The 15469-nt window shown below is 57.9% G+C and carries 22 protein-coding genes; 5 read left to right on the forward strand and 17 right to left on the reverse strand.

The genetic code is table 11. From position 1 onward, the window contains the following. Positions 1-92 precede the first annotated feature (92 nt). Complete coding sequence (locus CF137_RS04170) at positions 93-299, reverse strand: YaeP family protein (RefSeq protein WP_042023783.1); 207 nt, start codon at positions 297-299, stop codon at positions 93-95. A gap of 132 nt (positions 300-431) precedes the next feature. Here CF137_RS04170 and CF137_RS04175 point away from each other — a divergent pair, with 132 nt between their 5' ends. Beyond that, on the forward strand, positions 432-1049 hold the full coding sequence (locus tag CF137_RS04175; RefSeq protein WP_139718127.1) for a riboflavin synthase subunit alpha: 618 nt from the start codon (positions 432-434) through the stop codon (positions 1047-1049). 219 nt (positions 1050-1268) lie between these two features. Here CF137_RS04175 and CF137_RS04180 read toward each other — a convergent pair whose 3' ends face one another. The 4 genes from CF137_RS04180 to CF137_RS04195 form a co-directional block, all read right to left on the reverse strand. Continuing rightward, entirely contained in the window at positions 1269-1472 is a 204-nt protein-coding gene (locus CF137_RS04180; protein ID WP_042023780.1) for a CPXCG motif-containing cysteine-rich protein, read from the reverse strand. Between the two features lie 237 nt (positions 1473-1709). Next, a complete protein-coding gene (gene hxpB / locus CF137_RS04185) occupies positions 1710-2369 on the reverse strand; it encodes a hexitol phosphatase HxpB (RefSeq protein ID WP_139718128.1) in 660 nt (219 codons plus the stop codon). A gap of 127 nt (positions 2370-2496) precedes the next feature. Beyond that, positions 2497-3675, reverse strand: a complete 1179-nt coding sequence (gene purT, locus CF137_RS04190) for a formate-dependent phosphoribosylglycinamide formyltransferase (RefSeq protein WP_139718129.1) — start codon at positions 3673-3675, stop codon at positions 2497-2499. An 85-nt stretch (positions 3676-3760) separates the two neighbouring features. Next, positions 3761-4651 carry a DMT family transporter gene (locus CF137_RS04195; protein WP_139718130.1) on the reverse strand — a complete coding sequence of 297 codons (891 nt, stop codon included), beginning with the start codon at positions 4649-4651 and terminating at the stop codon, positions 3761-3763. 226 nt (positions 4652-4877) lie between these two features. On the opposite strand from CF137_RS04195, the gene CF137_RS04200 reads away from it, so the two are divergent. Continuing rightward, on the forward strand, positions 4878-5465 hold the full coding sequence (locus CF137_RS04200; RefSeq protein WP_162515832.1) for an FMN-dependent NADH-azoreductase: 588 nt from the start codon (positions 4878-4880) through the stop codon (positions 5463-5465). Between the two features lie 182 nt (positions 5466-5647). Here the strand turns inward: CF137_RS04200 and CF137_RS04205 are convergent, their stop codons facing one another. From CF137_RS04205 to CF137_RS04220, 4 genes are all read right to left on the reverse strand, one after another. Next, positions 5648-5827, reverse strand: coding sequence for a hypothetical protein (locus tag CF137_RS04205; RefSeq protein ID WP_101324669.1), 180 nt, complete (start codon positions 5825-5827; stop codon positions 5648-5650). Between the two features lie 166 nt (positions 5828-5993). Then, on the reverse strand, positions 5994-6182 hold the full coding sequence (locus CF137_RS04210; protein ID WP_101347203.1) for a DUF4250 domain-containing protein: 189 nt from the start codon (positions 6180-6182) through the stop codon (positions 5994-5996). A gap of 2 nt (positions 6183-6184) precedes the next feature. Next, positions 6185-6649 (reverse strand): MarR family winged helix-turn-helix transcriptional regulator, encoded by a 465-nt coding sequence (locus CF137_RS04215; RefSeq protein WP_162515569.1) that lies wholly within the window; start codon positions 6647-6649, stop codon positions 6185-6187. 170 nt (positions 6650-6819) lie between these two features. After that, positions 6820-8034, reverse strand: coding sequence for a UPF0149 family protein (locus CF137_RS04220; protein ID WP_139718133.1), 1215 nt, complete (start codon positions 8032-8034; stop codon positions 6820-6822). Positions 8035-8247: 213 nt separating this feature from the next. Here CF137_RS04220 and CF137_RS04225 point away from each other — a divergent pair, with 213 nt between their 5' ends. Both CF137_RS04225 and CF137_RS04230 read left to right on the forward strand, forming a co-directional pair. After that, on the forward strand, positions 8248-9138 hold the full coding sequence (locus CF137_RS04225) for a CvfB family protein (RefSeq protein WP_101324676.1): 891 nt from the start codon (positions 8248-8250) through the stop codon (positions 9136-9138). A 1-nt stretch (position 9139) separates the two neighbouring features. Further along, entirely contained in the window at positions 9140-9451 is a 312-nt protein-coding gene (locus CF137_RS04230) for a DUF1289 domain-containing protein (protein ID WP_139718134.1), read from the forward strand. 47 nt (positions 9452-9498) lie between these two features. Here CF137_RS04230 and CF137_RS04235 read toward each other — a convergent pair whose 3' ends face one another. The 6 genes from CF137_RS04235 to minC all read right to left on the reverse strand — a co-directional run bounded on the left by CF137_RS04235 (position 9499) and on the right by minC (position 13201). After that, positions 9499-9822: an HI1450 family dsDNA-mimic protein gene (locus tag CF137_RS04235; protein WP_101319834.1), complete on the reverse strand. Its 324-nt coding sequence runs from the start codon at positions 9820-9822 to the stop codon at positions 9499-9501. A gap of 266 nt (positions 9823-10088) precedes the next feature. After that, positions 10089-10880 (reverse strand): monofunctional biosynthetic peptidoglycan transglycosylase, encoded by a 792-nt coding sequence (gene mtgA, locus CF137_RS04240; protein ID WP_162515833.1) that lies wholly within the window; start codon positions 10878-10880, stop codon positions 10089-10091. Next, positions 10865-11191: an HI1450 family dsDNA-mimic protein gene (locus CF137_RS04245; protein WP_162515835.1), complete on the reverse strand. Its 327-nt coding sequence runs from the start codon at positions 11189-11191 to the stop codon at positions 10865-10867. The genes mtgA and CF137_RS04245 overlap by 16 nt, the downstream gene beginning before the upstream one ends. Before the next feature lie 196 nt (positions 11192-11387). After that, entirely contained in the window at positions 11388-11654 is a 267-nt protein-coding gene (gene minE / locus CF137_RS04250) for a cell division topological specificity factor MinE (RefSeq protein WP_042023747.1), read from the reverse strand. Between the two features lie 2 nt (positions 11655-11656). Continuing rightward, a complete protein-coding gene (gene minD, locus CF137_RS04255) occupies positions 11657-12469 on the reverse strand; it encodes a septum site-determining protein MinD (RefSeq protein ID WP_042023745.1) in 813 nt (270 codons plus the stop codon). Positions 12470-12487: 18 nt separating this feature from the next. Next, positions 12488-13201, reverse strand: coding sequence for a septum site-determining protein MinC (minC, locus tag CF137_RS04260; RefSeq protein WP_139718135.1), 714 nt, complete (start codon positions 13199-13201; stop codon positions 12488-12490). A 107-nt stretch (positions 13202-13308) separates the two neighbouring features. Between minC and CF137_RS04265 the strand changes: the two genes are divergently transcribed. Further along, complete coding sequence (locus CF137_RS04265) at positions 13309-13587, forward strand: YcgL domain-containing protein (protein WP_101319837.1); 279 nt, start codon at positions 13309-13311, stop codon at positions 13585-13587. Positions 13588-14302: 715 nt separating this feature from the next. Here CF137_RS04265 and CF137_RS04270 read toward each other — a convergent pair. Beyond that, complete coding sequence (locus tag CF137_RS04270) at positions 14303-14755, reverse strand: NUDIX hydrolase (RefSeq protein ID WP_139718136.1); 453 nt, start codon at positions 14753-14755, stop codon at positions 14303-14305. Positions 14756-14809: 54 nt separating this feature from the next. Beyond that, positions 14810-15439 (reverse strand): DUF2268 domain-containing putative Zn-dependent protease, encoded by a 630-nt coding sequence (locus CF137_RS04275; RefSeq protein WP_101319840.1) that lies wholly within the window; start codon positions 15437-15439, stop codon positions 14810-14812. Positions 15440-15469: the final 30 nt, after the last annotated feature.

Consider the following 15469-nt stretch of genomic DNA (forward strand, 5'->3'; position numbering starts at 1 on the left):
CTTTGCACATTCGGACGAAGGTGCAAAGGGGGGGAGGCATTCTAGCCTGAAATTCATCCAGGACGAAATAGTTGCCGCCCCCGAGGGCAGGATCAGGCGTCTTCGTGATCGCTGATCAGCAGGTTGGCAGCGGCATAGGCGGCTTGTTCACGGAGATCTGCGGGCACCCGCTCGTCGGCGGCAACGGCGTTGAGGGCGCGGATAGTGGCGGCAATGGCATTAGGAACATAGCCCTGCTCACCGGAGCCAATCTGGTTATAGGCGATGCGGATCGCTTCGCAACATTGATATACCTGCATTTCTTTTTCCTTGTTAACCCTGATTTGAACGGCGTCACTATAGCGATCGGGCGCAAGCTTGTCAGCCTGTACCCTTGTTTCACCCTCTGCCCGAGGTTAACCTGCCCTTTTTGCCGTAGCAGGAGACGAGAGATGTTCACTGGCATAGTGCAGGGGACCGCCGAACTGGTGGCCATTGAGGCGCAACCCAACTTCCGTACCCATGTGATCCGCATGCCGAGCCCGGCGTGGGGGGAAGGGCTGGCCCTCGGCGCCTCGGTTGCCCACAACGGCTGCTGCTTGACCGTCACCCGGGTCGAGGGGGATCTGGTCAGCTTCGATCTGATGCAGGAGACCCTGCGCCTCACCAACCTCGGCTTGTTGCAGGTAGGGGACAAGGTCAATGTGGAGCGGGCTGCCCGCTTTGGCGACGAGATCGGCGGGCACGCCATGTCTGGCCATATCATCGGCATGGCAGAGGTCACTGGTGTGATCGACACCCCCAACAACCGGCAGGTGTGGTATCGCCTTGCCCCCGAGTTGATGAAATATGTGCTGACCAAGGGCTACATCGGCATCGACGGCATCAGTCTGACCCTTGGTGAGGTGCGCGAGCGGGAGTTTTGCGTTCACCTTATTCCCGAGACCCTGGCCCGCACCAACCTCGGTTGGGTCAAGGCTGGCTGGCAGACCAATATCGAGATCGATCCCCAGACCCAGGCCATTGTCGATACCGTGGAACGGGTGTTGGCGGCCCGCGCAGACGGGTAACGCTCACTGCCATTGCGGTTATCACGCAAACAACAAGGGCCTGCACCATGCAGGCCCTTGTTGATTGTTAGGCTTGTTCAATTGCCTTTAACAGCCGCTCGGCTGGTTATGCCCACAACTAAACAGTTGCTCGGCTTGCTATGACTCACAACTAAAACAGTTGTTCGGCTTGCTATGACTCGCAGCTAAAACAGTTGCTCGGCTTGTTATGACTCGCAACTAAAACAGTTGTTCGTCGTCGGCATCCACAAACAGTTGCAGGCAGTCGCGAACTTCGTCGCGGTGAAGCCGCAGGTGGATTGGGTTGCAACAGGCCATGCAATCTTCGTAGAACTCCTGATCACCCTGGCTGGCATCCAGTTCGACCCGGGTATGGTGGCCGCAGTGGGGGCAGACGATGCGCTTGCTGGTGTACTCGATCATGATAACCTCCTCGGGCCATGGGGCCGCCTATCTACCCTGATTCTAGTCGGGCTGCAGAGAGTTAACCGCGAGCAAACGCACGTTTATGACAGAGATCAAGCCTGAGCGATGGCAAGCCGCAACCGGTTGGGCGGGTCCTGTGCGATAGGGGCCATCTGGTGGCGGAACTCGGGTGACAAGAGGGGGATTGCCAGCGGTTGTTTGGCAATAACAGGGGGCTGGATGCCCCCCGCTGGTTTATTTGATCCAGCTGGCCAGCATGTCGGCATCCAGCTCGGCCAGCGAGCTGAGCTGGTAGTTGGCGATGACCAGACGCGGATCACCTACCAGTGCCGGATCTGGCACGATCAGCGCCGTCATGGAGGCCGCCTTGGCTGCCAGCAGACCGGTAAAGCTGTCTTCAATGGCCAGACAGTGCACCGGTTCGACGCCGAGCTTCTCGGCAGCATGGATATAGACATCCGGATGCGGCTTGCCGAAGCGCTCCACCTCGGCGGAGTGAACCGCCATAAAGCGATCGCGGATGCCGAGTTTGCCGAGCACCGCCTCTACCATGGCAAAGGGGGAGGAGGTGGCCAGACCCACTTTCAGCCCGCGCGCTTCGATAAGGTCGAGCGCGTCCAGCACGCCAGCCTTGGCTTGACCTTCACTCAGAATGAGGGCATTGACCCGATCCAGAATACGCTGCATCACCTCTTCCTGGGTCGGGCCGTTCCACGGGCGCAGCCGATACCAGTGTGCCACCAGCTGATCGATGCGCACGCCTATGGTCGATTCACAATCCTCTACCGTGTGGGGGTGACCCAGTTCGGAGAAGACGGCCATCTGGGCCTGTTGCCAAAAGGGTTCCGAGTCGATCAGAACACCATCCATATCGAAGATCACGGCAGCTAACATCTTGTACTCCTGACAAATTTGAAGAGGGGATTATAAGCCTGAGGGGGAAATGCAAAAGGGGCATTGCCATGCCCCTTGCGCCCGATCACATCGGCAAACGTTTGTTTTGCGGTGGCAAAAAAAGCCCTTAGAAAATCACCTCAACCTTGGCGGCCACCGCTTTGGCGTGTTCCACCGCATCCGGGCAATCCGCTGCGCGGGCCAGCGCCACGCCGAGACGACGGCGACCGGCGATCTCCGGTTTGCCAAACAGCCGCAGCTGGGCACCCGGTACCAGCGCCAACGCATCGCCAATCCCCTGATAGCGGATATTCTGGCTATGCCCTTCACGCAGTACCACGGCAGAGGCGCTCGGCCCGTACTGGGTGATGGTGCCGATCGGCAGCCCCAGAATGGCGCGCACGTGCAGGGCGAACTCGGAGAGATCCTGGGAGATCAGGGTCACCATGCCGGTGTCGTGGGGGCGGGGGGAGACTTCGCTGAACCACACCTCGTCGCCCCTGATAAAGAGCTCGACCCCGAACAGGCCGTAGCCGCCGAGGGCCTCGACCACCTTGGCGGCGACCTCTTTGGAGCGGGCGAGCGCCAGTTCGCTCATCACCTGGGGCTGCCAGGATTCGCGGTAGTCGCCATCTTCCTGACGGTGGCCGATCGGCTCGCAGAAGTGAATGCCATCGACGGCGCGCACCGTGAGCAGGGTGATCTCGTACTCGAAAGGAACGAACCCTTCGACAATTACCTTGCCACGACCGGCGCGGCCGCCCTCCTGGGCGTAGGTCCAGCTCTCATCGAGCTTGGCAAGATCGCGCAATACGCTCTGCCCCTTGCCGGATGAGCTCATCACCGGTTTTATCACGCAAGGCATGCCGATGGCCTCGACGGCGGCGATAAACTCCTCTTTGCTCTGGGCAAAGCGGTAGGGGGAGGTGGGCAGACCCAGGGTCTCGGCGGCGAGGCGGCGGATCCCTTCCCGGTTCATGGTGAGCTGGGTGGCGCGGGCGTTGGGCACCACCTTGACCCCTTCTTGCTCAAGGGCGGCCAGGGTATCGGTGGCGATCGCTTCAATCTCGGGGATGATGAGGTCGGGTTTGACCAGGGCGACCAGCTCGCGCAGGGCGTTGCCATCGAGCATGTCCAGCACGTGGGCTTTGTGCGCCACCTGCATGGCGGGGGCATTGGGGTAGCGGTCGGCGGCGATCACTTCGATGCCGAACCGTTGCAACTCGATGGCGACTTCTTTGCCAAGTTCGCCGGAGCCCAGCAGCAGGGCACGGCTGGCGCCGGGGCGGGTTGCGGTTCCAAACATACGATCTCTCCTGATGTCGATGGTCACTGTTGATAATCGCTATCGCGGGAATAGCGGGCAAAAAAAGAGGCACGCATGGCGTACCTCAGGAAACCGGTTTGTGAGCGCGCTGCTCCAGATGGGTCAGCAAGGTAATGGCGCCAATGATGATGGCGGCGCCGAGCCACAGCCGGCCGGGGGGCGCCCAGCCAAAGACCAGCCAGCCTGCCAGCACGTTCATCGGCAGCTTGGCAAAATCGAAAGGCTGCACGAAGGAAGCCTCCGCCACGCTATAGGCGCGAGCGATGGACATCTGGGCCAGCGCCGTCAGCACGCCGGACGCGGCCACCAGCAGCCATTGGCTCTCGCTTGGCCACTGCCACTGTGGCATTGCCAGCATGACGTTGAACGGGGTGCTGAAGATCAGCAGGTAGACCACTATGGTGTGGGATGATTCGTTGGCCGCCTGATAGCGCACCATCAGGGAGTAGCCTGCCCAGAACAGCGCCGCCGCTACTGGCAGCAGGGAGGCCCAGCTGAACTCGTCGGTCCAGGGGGCCAAGATCAGCATGGCGCCAGCAAAGCCCGCCAGCGTGGCCAGAATACGGGCCCGGCTCACCTGCTCCTTGAGCAGCAGGGCGGAGCCCAGGGTGGCAAACAGCGGCGAGGTCATCAGCAGGGCGATCCCCTGCCAGATGGGGATCGGCACCGCCAGTGCCCATAGCCAGAGCTGGATGCCGATCACCGCCAGCAACACCCGCAACAGGTGCAACTGGAACTGATTGGTCTGCAGGGATTGGCGCAAGCCGTGGCGGATCAGCCAAGGGACCAGGCAAACCAGGGCGATCAGGTATTGATGAAAAGCGACCTGAGTGGAGGGGAGGCCGAGTTTGAAACTGACATACTGGCTCAGGCTGTTGACGGCGGCGAAGCAGAGTCCTGCCACCATCATCCAGACTGCACCGGCCAAAGGAGAGTGCCTGCGCGAGGGTATCATGGGATCCGGGTCGCTGGAAAAAAGTGCGGCGGATCATAACGGCAATCGTTTGTTCTGCCAAGGGTTGAAGCGCAGGGATGAGACCGGCTGGCGAGGAAGTGGCCCAATATCAAAAATTTTGAACAAGTTGAGCATCTATTTTCGCTATCAGCAAATAAGCACAATGTTTAGAGTGACCTCCATCGACAGCAACGCTGTTCAACCGACAACCAAATGGAGTTTCACCATGGCCAATATCCTCGTACTCAAATCCAGCATCCTGGGTCAATATTCCCAATCCAACGCCCTGATCGACGGCTTCCTCGCCCAGCATCAAGGCGACACCGTCACTGTACGGGATCTGGCCGCCCTCAACCTGCCGGTGCTGGATGGCGAGCTGGCCTCCGGTCTGCGCGGTGGTGACAACCTCAATGAGCGTCAACTGGCGGTGATCGCCCAGTCCGACGAGCTGATCGCAGAACTGAAAGCGAGCGACCTGGTGGTGATTGCGGCCCCCATGTACAACTTCAACATCCCGACCCAGCTGAAAAACTGGATCGATCTGGTGGCTCGCGCCGGTGTTACCTTCCGTTATACCGAGACCGGTCCGGTCGGCATGGTTGAAAACACCCGCGCGCTGGTGATCAGCCCCCGTGGTGGCATGCACGTTGGCAGCGCCACCGATCTGGTGACTCCTTACATGCGCACCGTGTTGGGCTTTATTGGCATCAAAGCGGTGGATTTCATCTACGCCGAGGGGATGGGGATGGGCCCGGATGCCCAGAGCAAGGGGATGGACGCAGCCAAAGCGCAGCTGGAAACCCTGGCTATCTAAGGGCTCTCTACCCAGTCAGGGGCAATCTCTTCAAGAGATTGCCCCGCCAGATACCACAACGCAGCCATCAGGCTGCGTTTGTTTTTTGGAGCGATGTGATTGCGACAGACGTTATTGATACAGGCGTTACTGCTATAGAGAGTATCGCGGCAAGCGGGCCATACAGAAGCGTTGGCGAGTCACTACTCCATCATAAAGCGGCGAAAACCGCGCAAGAGCAGCAGCGCAACGGCAACCAGCAGGCCCAGCAACAGGGTGGTTAGCCACTGCTCGGTACCTTGCGGCAACTGGGGGGTGAAGAGACTGATCATCAACAGGGCGCAGAGCGTGATCAACAGGCTCTGGCGGGTCATCAATATCATGGGGTCATCCTTGCGTTGTTCACCTGAAATCAATCTAGCGCCCTCTTGTGACAGCGTGATGTATCCGTACATCACCTCTTGTTCGGGGCTTGTCAGACCATATCAGCTTTTTACCACAGAGCCAGCGCCATGGTTGGCGCTGTGATCCCGATCCCGCAACCTACCCTTATCTGAACTGTTTCTGCGCTGGCTGGTAGTGAAAATCGCCGCTGGCGAGCCGCGCCTCCAGTGCCGCCTGATCGATCTCCTGCGCTTTGCAGAGATCGTCCAGATCGTCATAGCGATCACGCAGCTGCATATTGACGACGCTCAGCAGCATGTTGACCTCCATGGTGGCGAACTTTTTCAAATCCATGATTACCGCTCCTGATCCAGTGATTGCAACTGCTCGATGGCGGCGCTGACACTGTGCAGATGCTGGCGGATCGCCTCGCGGGATTCGCTTGGCAGATAGTCGGTCAGGGTATGTTGCCAGCTACCTGCTTCGCTTTTGAGCTGCAGGAAGAGGGCGAGGCCAGCGTTGGTGAGGGAGACCAGACTGATCCGTTTGTCCTGCGCGCTGCTCTCGGTGAAGATGATCCCTTTTTCGACCAGCCGGCGGATCTCGCGGGAGATCCGCACCTTGTCCATGCCGCTCGCCTCGACCAGCTCTTTTTGGCTGATGGGGTAGTTGGGGCCAAGCACCATCATCAGGCGCCATTGCGGTACGGTCAGCTGGTAACGCTGTTCATAAAACTGTTCGAAGGTATCCCGCAGCATCTCGGCGGCATGAACCAACTGATAGGGCGGGTAGTGAGCGAGTAACGCTATGATTTTTGACATATTACACCCTGCTGTGACGGCTGCATCAGATGCAGTTTCTTTTGATACTTTGACATTGATGATACGAAACTCAAGCTGATTTGTCTGATCCGGTTGCGATGAAATGTGCGGTGGCGCACGCCATCAAGGAAAAACCGGGTCTGACCGGCGGGTTTTTAATCCATCGCTGTTCAGCCTTTGCGCAACCAAATCAGGGCGCTCTGGGTGAGCCAGGCCTCGCGGGTGTGCAAGGCATAGAGCGCGGCTTCGTCACGGCTGCCCGCTTGCCAGCTTTCGGGATCCTGTTTGGGTAGCTTGCGTTGGCCCAGCAGGCAGGCTGGAATGTGTGGATTCGCCTCGATGGCCGCCAGCAGATGGGGCTTGGCCGCCTCGCTGCCTTCGGTGGCAAAGAGCATCAGCGCCTTGTTGTAGAGCAGCCAGCTGGAGGCTTCATCGAAGCGTACCAGCAGGGCGGCCAGTGCCAGCCAATCCCCTTGCAATGCGTAAAGGGAGGATAGGTTGTAGCGACAGCCCAGCTCATCGGCCACACAAAGGGCCAGCAGATCCAGATACTCGGCTTTGGCTTCATCCAGCTTGCCAAGGCGCAGCAGGCAGTCGGCGCGTCCGGCGCGGGCCGCCAGCAGAGGGCGCAGCTCGGGGGCACTCCAGCCGTGGCCCGCATTCTGCTGCCAGAAGGCCTGGTCAAACAGCGGCGTAGCATCGGCGATGATCTTCTCGAACCAGCCAAGGCGGGTTTGATGATCCCGGCAACAGTCGGCCAGTTCGAACCATTGCTGCCACTGCTGGGCCTGCTCGCTGCTCATCGCCACCGTGGTGCTAGGGGCTGGCTGATACTGGTCGATATTAAGTAACTGATTAAGCGTGGTTTTCATATTCTGACGCTGGCGTTTGCAAAACTCGACAAAGGGGAGCTCGCTGGCGGCAGCGCTATAGAGCATCTGGGCCATGGGTTTATCACGAAACAGACAGAGCTCGGCGGCCAGGCTGAATCGGTATTGGGTCGTCAGGTCGTTCAAATCCTTCGGCTTGGGCCAGGTGGCAAACCCCTGGCTGAAACCGTAGCACCACTGACCGAGGGGATGGCTCTGCTCAAACACCTGCTCCGGGTTGTCGCTGGGCAGGCGGCACTGGCTGGGCAGGGCCAGCTGGGCGTCATCAGCCTGCGCTTCCAGTTCGGCGATGAGGTGGCGCAGCGCCTCGGCACTTTTTTCATCCAGCTCGGCATCCTGTTCCAGCAGGCCCATCAGCGGATGTTGCCAGTCAGGGCTATGTGGCCCCACCAGACGGGCACAAAGAAAACCGTGCAGGGCCGGGTAGGTCATGTCCTGATCACTGTGGCTCTGGATCCATTGATTAAGCTGGCGGGTGCGAGTGGATGGGGTCATCGACAGTTCCTCTGAATTTGAACAGCCGAGAAGTCTACCTAAAAAAGGGGGTATTTACAGTAAACGGGCACCTGCTTGGCGATTTAATCACCACAAATGGCTGGCGTCGCGACGAAAGGAGTGGATGCAGTGGCTGGGGGACTAGGCCAGATCACCGCTCTTGAGGTAACATGCGCGCCCATAGGGGCCATGTTCAATTGGTCCATCCGGGTAATGAAAAAAGAGAGCTCCATGATGCAGATTGGCAAGATGAACACCCTCACCGTCGTTGAACTTGAAGACCGTGGTGCCTGGCTGGCAGCCGGTGAGTACGGTGAACTGCTGCTGCCTAAACGCCAATTGCCAGAAGGGATCAAAGCAGAGGATACCGTACAGGTATTTCTCTATCTGGATGCCGATTGTGAACCGGTGATCACCACTGACAAGCCGTTTGCCATGGTGGACGAATTTGCTGGCCTGAAGGTGGTCAATGCCAACAAGATCGGGGCTTTCCTCGACTGGGGCATGAAAAAGGATCTGTTCGTGCCAAGCCGCGAGCAGAACAAACCGATGCAGGTGGGGCATGTCTATCTGGTGCGTCTGCAGCTCGATAACGAAGGGCGCATGGTGGGCACCAGCCGCATCGAGCGCTTTTTGACCCCTGCTGATCACGCGTTCAAGGTCGGTGACGAAGTGAGCGCGCTGCCGGGCGAGCATTCGCCTCTGGGCATCAAGGTGATCGTTAACGGTCAATATCCTGGCATGCTGTTCAAGAATGAAGTGTTTGGCCGGGTGATGACCGGTCGGCCGCAAACCGCCTGGGTCAAGCAGGTGCGCGAAGATGGCAAGCTGGATCTGACCCTGCAAAAGCCGGGTCTGGCCCGGTTGGATGATGCTGGTGAGCGTATTCTGATCCGGATGAAAAAGCAGGGCGGCAGCCTGGCGGTGGGTGACAAGAGCGAGCCAGAACTCATCTACAAGCTGCTGGGCATCAGCAAGGGCACCTTCAAGAAGGCGATCGGCGGCCTCTACAAGCAGGGCAAGATTGTCATCGAAGATAACGCCATCACCCTCACCGACGCGGGTGCAGCGCAAGCAGGCGAGCAGGCGCAGGACAGCGAATAAGATGCCAAGCCCCTGCATCGGTCTGTGCAAAGCCAAAGACGGGCTCTGTCTGGGTTGCGGTCGGACCCTGACCGAGATCAGTCACTGGTCGGCAATGGATAGCAAGGCCCAGTTGGCAGTGATGGCCGAGCTCGATGGCAGCAAGCGCAGCCACACCTGTCCTGGTTGTGGTGAACCCGCCTATTGCGCGGTGTCTGCCGGTCAGACTATCGAGCAGTGCTGGTGCAGTCACTTGTCAGCCCTGCCGATCAACGATGCCAGCGTCTGCTGGTGCCGTCGCTGCCTGGCCAAGGCTATCGCCGCTCAGCCCTGAGCGGGAGAGGGCAATCTGAAACGAGAAAGGCGCCCAGGGCGCCTTTCTTATGGTTGCTGCTGGCGATGCCAGCGCACATGCACCTCATCTTCGGTTTGCAGCCGGGGCAGCAGGAAGGTGGCGAAGATCACCTCAAACTCATCCTGATGATCCAGCAACCCAACCCACACTTCGACCCAGCGCTCCATATCGACCGGCTCACCGAGCTCTGCCGACCAGTCGGCATTGGGCAGGGTCGCTTCCACGGCGCCACGTTGCTCAAATTCCAGGGTGATATCGACTATTTGCTCAGGGGCCAGCATATCGGCTGCCTGCTCCAGAAACAGATCATAGGCCCATTCGACCAGCTGATCCGGGGTACGTTGTTCCATGAAATCACTCCAGATACATCGGGGTGCGCTACTGTAGCAATTATTGGCGATGGCAGCCAGACCAGTGCGTCAGCCTGTCAAAGTCGCTGTGGTCGGCGTATGGTTACTACTTGGTTCAGTGAAGGGGGCGAGGGGATGAAACAGCGGGTGCGGCGGCAGCAGATCAAACGGCGCAGGGAGACCTGGTGGTGGCACTATCTGCCCCTCCACAGAGGGATGGTGGGAGGGCATTTGGGCCCACCAGGAAGATCCGATGAGTCTGACGATTAATCGGCCTGATGCACCCGATTGAGGGTGATCTGGCCCAGCTGCCCCATCTGGCGGCGGATCCAGACCGAGCGCTTCTGCACATAGGGTGAAGGGGGCTTGATCCGATAGCGCCACGGATTGGGCAGTATCGCCGCCAGCAGCGATGATTCGTAACGGGTCAAGCGGCTGGCCGGTTTGCCAAAATAGGTGCGGGCAGCGGCTTCGGCGCCATAGATGCCGGGGCCGAACTCCACGATATTGAGATAGACCTCAAGAATGCGGGATTTGTCCCACCCCAGCTCCATCAACAGGGTAAACCAGGCCTCCAGCCCCTTGCGCAGGAAGCTGCGATCACTCCACATAAAGAGGTTCTTGGCGGTCTGCTGGCTGAGGGTGCTGGCGCCGCGCACCCGTTCGCTGCGCTGGTTATGTTTGAATGCGGCGCTGATGGCATTCATATCAAAGCCGTTATGGTCGGCAAAACGCTGATCTTCTGCGGCGATCACCGCCAGCTGCAGCTCTTTGGAGATGGACGCCAGATCGACCCACTCATGGCGAACCTGAGTGATCTTGGCGGGCGGAAACATTGCCCGCTCGATGCGCCAGCTCCACATCGGTGGATCGATAAAGCGCAACAGGGCGATCGAACCGACCGAGCAGAGCAGCCCGGTCAGTGCGATTTTGCCTGCCCACCTCAGCACCCGGCGGCCAAGCGATGCAGATGCGCGCACGGGAGCCACGGAGTCAGGGGCTGACCCCCACTGATAGTGGCTGGGATCATCGGGATCCGGAATTATTGGGGCAGCCATTCGATGTGGCAGAACTTTTCATCAACACGGCGGGAGAGCAGCATGCGGGCAAACAGGTGCTCGTACTCTTGTTCTTCATTGCCAAGGCCGATCCAGATCTCGGCATAGTCGGTGTCGCTCACCGCAAAACCCACGTCCGCTTCCCAGTCATCTGCCGGGTCTGTTTCCGCCAGCAGGCCGTGATCGTTGAACCCCTGATTAAAACGGGCGATCTCCTGCTCTGGCAGATTATCGGAGGCCAGCTCCATAAAAAGTTCGAGAGCGGTGTCGAGCAGCTCTTCGACGCTGTGCATTTCGTCATTCAAAGGCATAAACGGTCGGTTCCAGAAAAGAGAAAAAGGTGCCTGCACTGACCCATGCCAGTGAGGGGCGGCGCTATTCTAGCGATCAGCGGCCACCTTGGCGAGGTGAGGTGAATCGCTGTGGCAGTTTGAGCAAATAAAAAACCGGATCCTGGTTAAGGATCCGGTCTTTATTGGGGAACTGGGTTACGCATAGGGCGTCAGCTTATCCCTTTTTGTCATCAGCGAAGGTGATATTAAGCTCCAGCACTGACAGCTCATCACTCTTCTGATCCAGTTGGACGGTGATCTTCTCCGGATCAATATTGACGTATTTACGAATGACATCAAGGATGTCCTGCTTGAGCTGGGGCAGGTAATCCGGCCCCCCTCTGGATGAACGCTCATGAGCAACAATGATCTGCAACCGCTCTTTGGCCATCTGTGCGGTATTCGGTTTCTTGCTGGAACGAAAATAATCCAATAATGACATGATTAACTCCCGAACAGTCGGCTAAAGAAGCCCTTCTTTTCTTCTTCCAGAAAACGAAATTCTTTGGCATCACCCAGCAAACGGGAAACCGCATCTTCGTATGCTTTGCCTGCGTCAGATTCCTTGTCCAGTATGACGGGTTCGCCGGAGTTGGAGGCGCGCAGGACCGCCTGGGACTCGGGGATCACCCCAAGTAACGGGATCGCCAGGATCTCCTGCACATCTTGCACGCTCAGCATGTCGCCGCGGTTAACGCGGGTCGGGCAGTAGCGGGTCAGCAGCAGGTGCTCCTTGATGGGGTCTTCGCCACGTTCAGCGCGACGGGACTTGGAGGCCAGGATGCCGAGGATGCGGTCCGAGTCACGCACGGAAGAGACTTCCGGATTGGTGGTAACGATGGCCTCATCGGCAAAATAGAGCGCCATCAGCGCACCAGCCTCGATCCCTGCCGGGGAGTCGCAGACGATGTAATCGAACTTCATCTCGGCCAGCTGATCCAGGATCTTTTCAACCCCTTCACGGGTGAGGGCGTCTTTATCGCGGGTCTGGGAGGCGGGCAGGATAAACAGATTTTCTGAGCGTTTATCCTTGATAAGTGCCTGATTGAGGTTTGCTTCCCCGTTGATGACATTGACAAAGTCATACACCACGCGCCGTTCGCAGCCCATGATGAGATCCAGATTTCTCAGACCGATGTCAAAATCAATGACCACAGTCTTGTGACCGCGCTGGGCTAAACCGGTGCTCAGGGCCGCACTGGTTGTGGTCTTGCCAACGCCACCTTTACCCGATGTAACGACTATGATTCGCGCCATTCTCGCTTCCTTGTAACTCTATTTGATACGGTCTATTCGGAGTTGTTCGTTGTCCAGCCGGACGTGTACCGGTTGCTGGATCAGGCCTGCTGGCAGTGCATCGCTCAACTGGAACGTGCCTGCGATGGAGAGCAGCTCGGCCTGTAATTGCTGGCAATAGATCCGGGCCTGGGCGTTGCCCCGGGCACCGGCAATGGCTCTGCCACGCAGGGTGCCATAAATATGAATGCTGTCATCGGCGAGCACTTCAGCGCCCGGACTGACGGAGCCGAGCACCACCAGCGAGCTGCCAGCAGCATAAATCTGCTGGCCGGAACGCACTGGCCCCACATGCACCTTGGTCGGGATCACAGGGGCAGGCTCTGGCTCGGGTATTACCACGGGCGCAGCCGGTGCCAGTGTCGGTTCGGACTCGCTGCTGCGACTTTTTCCCGAGGCCATGACTGCCAGCCCAACCGCCTTGGCGGCGGTCTTCATCTCTTCTGTGCGCGCCCCTGTGATACCGACCAGCACAAACTCCTCAGACTCCACCAGCTCCTTGAGCTGTTCGAAATCGGGGATATGTTCCAGCCGGGAAACATTGACCACCAGTGGCGCACAATTAAAAAAGTAGGGTGCCTGAGCCACTTTTTCGGCCAACAACTGACGGATCCGCTCAGGCTCGCCATCGCTGATATGCAACACAGAAATAGTGAAGGTAGTCCCTTTCAATTCGTTATCGCGATCAACCATGAATCTTCCCCGAGGCAGAGATGCTAATCCGTTATTGTTATTCAATTCCTGATGTTATAGTTTGCCCCCACCAGAGGCAATAAACTCGTCGGATTATATCAATTTCCATGTTGTGTGCAGTCTATAAAAGTCGCAAAAAAGCCGAGACCTACCTTTTTGTTGAAAGAAGAGAGGATTTCTCCCGCGTGCCAGAGCCATTATTGACCGCATTCGGGCGTCCCGAGCTGGTCTTGATGAGCAAGTTGGACCCGAGCAAGCCCTTGGGGATGGCCGATGTCAACAAGGTGATGGCCGCGCTGACCACCCAGGGGTTCTACCTGCAGGTGCCACCTCCTCCCGAGAATTTGCTGGAACAGCATAAATCCCATTTGAAAAAGTCATTCTGATAAATTATCTCCGCTGCGCCGAGAGCCGAAAACGGTGCCGCGGAGTTTAATTTTTAAGGTGCGCAGGCGCACGCTCCGCAATATTGAGTTGCCTGATAATCAATGTCTGTCAGCCCAGATGAACAATGTTTCCCACTTTGCCGATCCTTTGGCTGTTTTTTTAAACCAGCCTCAATTTATCTTACTCCGATAACCGCTCCACTTTGCCGCTCTACCCTCTGAGTGAGCGTGCGGGATAAGAGTGCGCAAATGGATGGTTAGCGGTCAGGCATTGCTGGTTGTTTTGACATCACCTCCTTTAATCCACATATTGCGGTTTCGCTTCTCGCCTTTTTATGCGGCAACTCTTTTATGTCGCAACTCTGCCGTGAGCTGGGTCATTGCGAGAGGCCAACTCTGAAGCACTCGGTTGACTGACAACGTTCGGCGGGTCAACTGAGTGGGCATTTTCAAGGTCGTTTGGCCGCATCGCCCGTTATCCCCCCATCATTTTCGCCGTCTGTATCGCCTCGATCAGCGCCGCACGGTTGCCCCGATCCTTAGATGGTGCTGGCCTGGAGCGCGGCCTCAAGGTGGATGAAGCTGTGGCACACCATAAGCGAAGGGCGGAACGCCGGCATGTGGAGGGGAGCCAGTCGGTTTCTGGCAACCAGTTTGGCACCACCTTGCCGGAGTTCACCGCCATACGTGAGGCCGAGGTCTCAGCCGTGCGCGGTCAGCGGATATCGACCCGCATCAGGTGAGAGGGGGCGTTGTCGACAAAGTGGTGCCAGATATGGTCGTAGAGCGCCTTCTGGCCGGGGAAACTCACCAGCGCCTTGGCCTCGGCCAGGGAACACCAGCGATAGTCGGTGTGTTCATCGTTGAGGGTCACCGCCTGATTGGGCGGGCAATAGACCACAAAGACCGGCACCACCTCCACCGTATTCAAGGCCGCATCGTAAAACTGCTCCAGATACTGGCCGTTGTAGAGTTCAGTGACCCGGATCCCCGTCTCCTCGCCAAACTCCCGAATAATGGTCTGCCAGCCGGTTTCACCCGCCTCCACCGTGCCCGCCACATGGCACCAGAAGCCCCCTTTGACCCGTTTCATCACCAGCAATTTTGTTTCGCCATCGACAGTGGTAAGAGCAACGCCGGAGACGGCCTTGCAGCGAATGGGGATCATGATCTTCTCTCCGGGTTTGGGCTCTGTAATAGCTACGAACAGTGTGAAGGTGTGTTAATTGAAATATGCCTCGGCGGGTAGGCCCATGACCTCTATTTCATTCAGTCCATTTTTGGCCAGATAGTTGCTCACCAGATTGAACCCCACCCAGTAACCGGCATATTTGGGAAATGGCCGGTTATCACGGCAGTAGAAAAAGTCTAAATAGTTGAACTGCTTGCTGGACAGATGGGGTGTCATCTCTGCCAGGATCGATTGCCAGTCATGATGATGAGACTCCTTGAACAGCGAGGGGAGTGTGCCACCATTGAACCTTTGCTCAAAGTAGCAGGCCAGCCCTTCAAAAATCAGGTTTTCGGCCAGTGTCTCTGCGGTCACCTTGTTCTTCTTTTGCACGATATGGTGGACTTCGTGGGCCAGCACGGCAGGCAATTCGGTGATGATCACCTCTTTGATGTCGGGCCTCTCCAGAGCAAGCTGGAGTTCTATTCGATACATGTTGATGGCCCAGCCACCGATACCCGAGTCGGGAGCATCCCCCTCGGCAAAAGGGCTGAAGGTGACATCCAGTTGGGAGAGATCGAACAAGGCATTCAATTTGTTCGCCGTCTCGGCAAAGACGTGGGTAATGGTGTCATCGAGCCCATCGAATTTGCCCGAGTCGTTTAACAGGGTGAGTTGCATCCAGACATCCTTGTCTATTGAAATATGGGG

This window comes from Aeromonas sobria (genome assembly GCF_006243315.1).
Lineage (GTDB): Bacteria > Pseudomonadota > Gammaproteobacteria > Enterobacterales > Aeromonadaceae > Aeromonas > Aeromonas sobria_A.

Bases quoted from the DNA above. Each gene is read 5' to 3' on its own strand.
- CF137_RS04225 (WP_101324676.1), top strand. From the start codon at position 8,248: ATGAAAAAAGAGAGCTCCATGATGCAGATTGGCAAGATGAACACCCTC.
- CF137_RS04205 (WP_101324669.1), bottom strand. From the start codon at position 5,827: ATGATATTGATGACCCGCCAGAGCCTGTTGATCACGCTCTGCGCCCTG.
- CF137_RS04265 (WP_101319837.1), top strand. From the start codon at position 13,309: ATGTTGTGTGCAGTCTATAAAAGTCGCAAAAAAGCCGAGACCTACCTT.
- CF137_RS04210 (WP_101347203.1), bottom strand. From the start codon at position 6,182: ATGGATTTGAAAAAGTTCGCCACCATGGAGGTCAACATGCTGCTGAGC.
- CF137_RS04215 (WP_162515569.1), bottom strand. From the start codon at position 6,649: ATGTCAAAAATCATAGCGTTACTCGCTCACTACCCGCCCTATCAGTTG.
- minC (WP_139718135.1), bottom strand. From the start codon at position 13,201: ATGGTTGATCGCGATAACGAATTGAAAGGGACTACCTTCACTATTTCT.
- CF137_RS04220 (WP_139718133.1), bottom strand. From the start codon at position 8,034: ATGACCCCATCCACTCGCACCCGCCAGCTTAATCAATGGATCCAGAGC.
- CF137_RS04230 (WP_139718134.1), top strand. From the start codon at position 9,140: ATGCCAAGCCCCTGCATCGGTCTGTGCAAAGCCAAAGACGGGCTCTGT.
- CF137_RS04180 (WP_042023780.1), bottom strand. From the start codon at position 1,472: ATGATCGAGTACACCAGCAAGCGCATCGTCTGCCCCCACTGCGGCCAC.
- CF137_RS04170 (WP_042023783.1), bottom strand. From the start codon at position 299: ATGCAGGTATATCAATGTTGCGAAGCGATCCGCATCGCCTATAACCAG.
- CF137_RS04200 (WP_162515832.1), top strand. From the start codon at position 4,878: ATGGCCAATATCCTCGTACTCAAATCCAGCATCCTGGGTCAATATTCC.
- purT (WP_139718129.1), bottom strand. From the start codon at position 3,675: ATGTTTGGAACCGCAACCCGCCCCGGCGCCAGCCGTGCCCTGCTGCTG.
- CF137_RS04275 (WP_101319840.1), bottom strand. From the start codon at position 15,439: ATGCAACTCACCCTGTTAAACGACTCGGGCAAATTCGATGGGCTCGAT.
- CF137_RS04235 (WP_101319834.1), bottom strand. From the start codon at position 9,822: ATGGAACAACGTACCCCGGATCAGCTGGTCGAATGGGCCTATGATCTG.
- CF137_RS04195 (WP_139718130.1), bottom strand. From the start codon at position 4,651: ATGATACCCTCGCGCAGGCACTCTCCTTTGGCCGGTGCAGTCTGGATG.
- CF137_RS04175 (WP_139718127.1), top strand. From the start codon at position 432: ATGTTCACTGGCATAGTGCAGGGGACCGCCGAACTGGTGGCCATTGAG.
- mtgA (WP_162515833.1), bottom strand. From the start codon at position 10,880: ATGGCTGCCCCAATAATTCCGGATCCCGATGATCCCAGCCACTATCAG.
- minE (WP_042023747.1), bottom strand. From the start codon at position 11,654: ATGTCATTATTGGATTATTTTCGTTCCAGCAAGAAACCGAATACCGCA.
- minD (WP_042023745.1), bottom strand. From the start codon at position 12,469: ATGGCGCGAATCATAGTCGTTACATCGGGTAAAGGTGGCGTTGGCAAG.
- CF137_RS04245 (WP_162515835.1), bottom strand. From the start codon at position 11,191: ATGCCTTTGAATGACGAAATGCACAGCGTCGAAGAGCTGCTCGACACC.
- hxpB (WP_139718128.1), bottom strand. From the start codon at position 2,369: ATGTTAGCTGCCGTGATCTTCGATATGGATGGTGTTCTGATCGACTCG.
- CF137_RS04270 (WP_139718136.1), bottom strand. From the start codon at position 14,755: ATGATCCCCATTCGCTGCAAGGCCGTCTCCGGCGTTGCTCTTACCACT.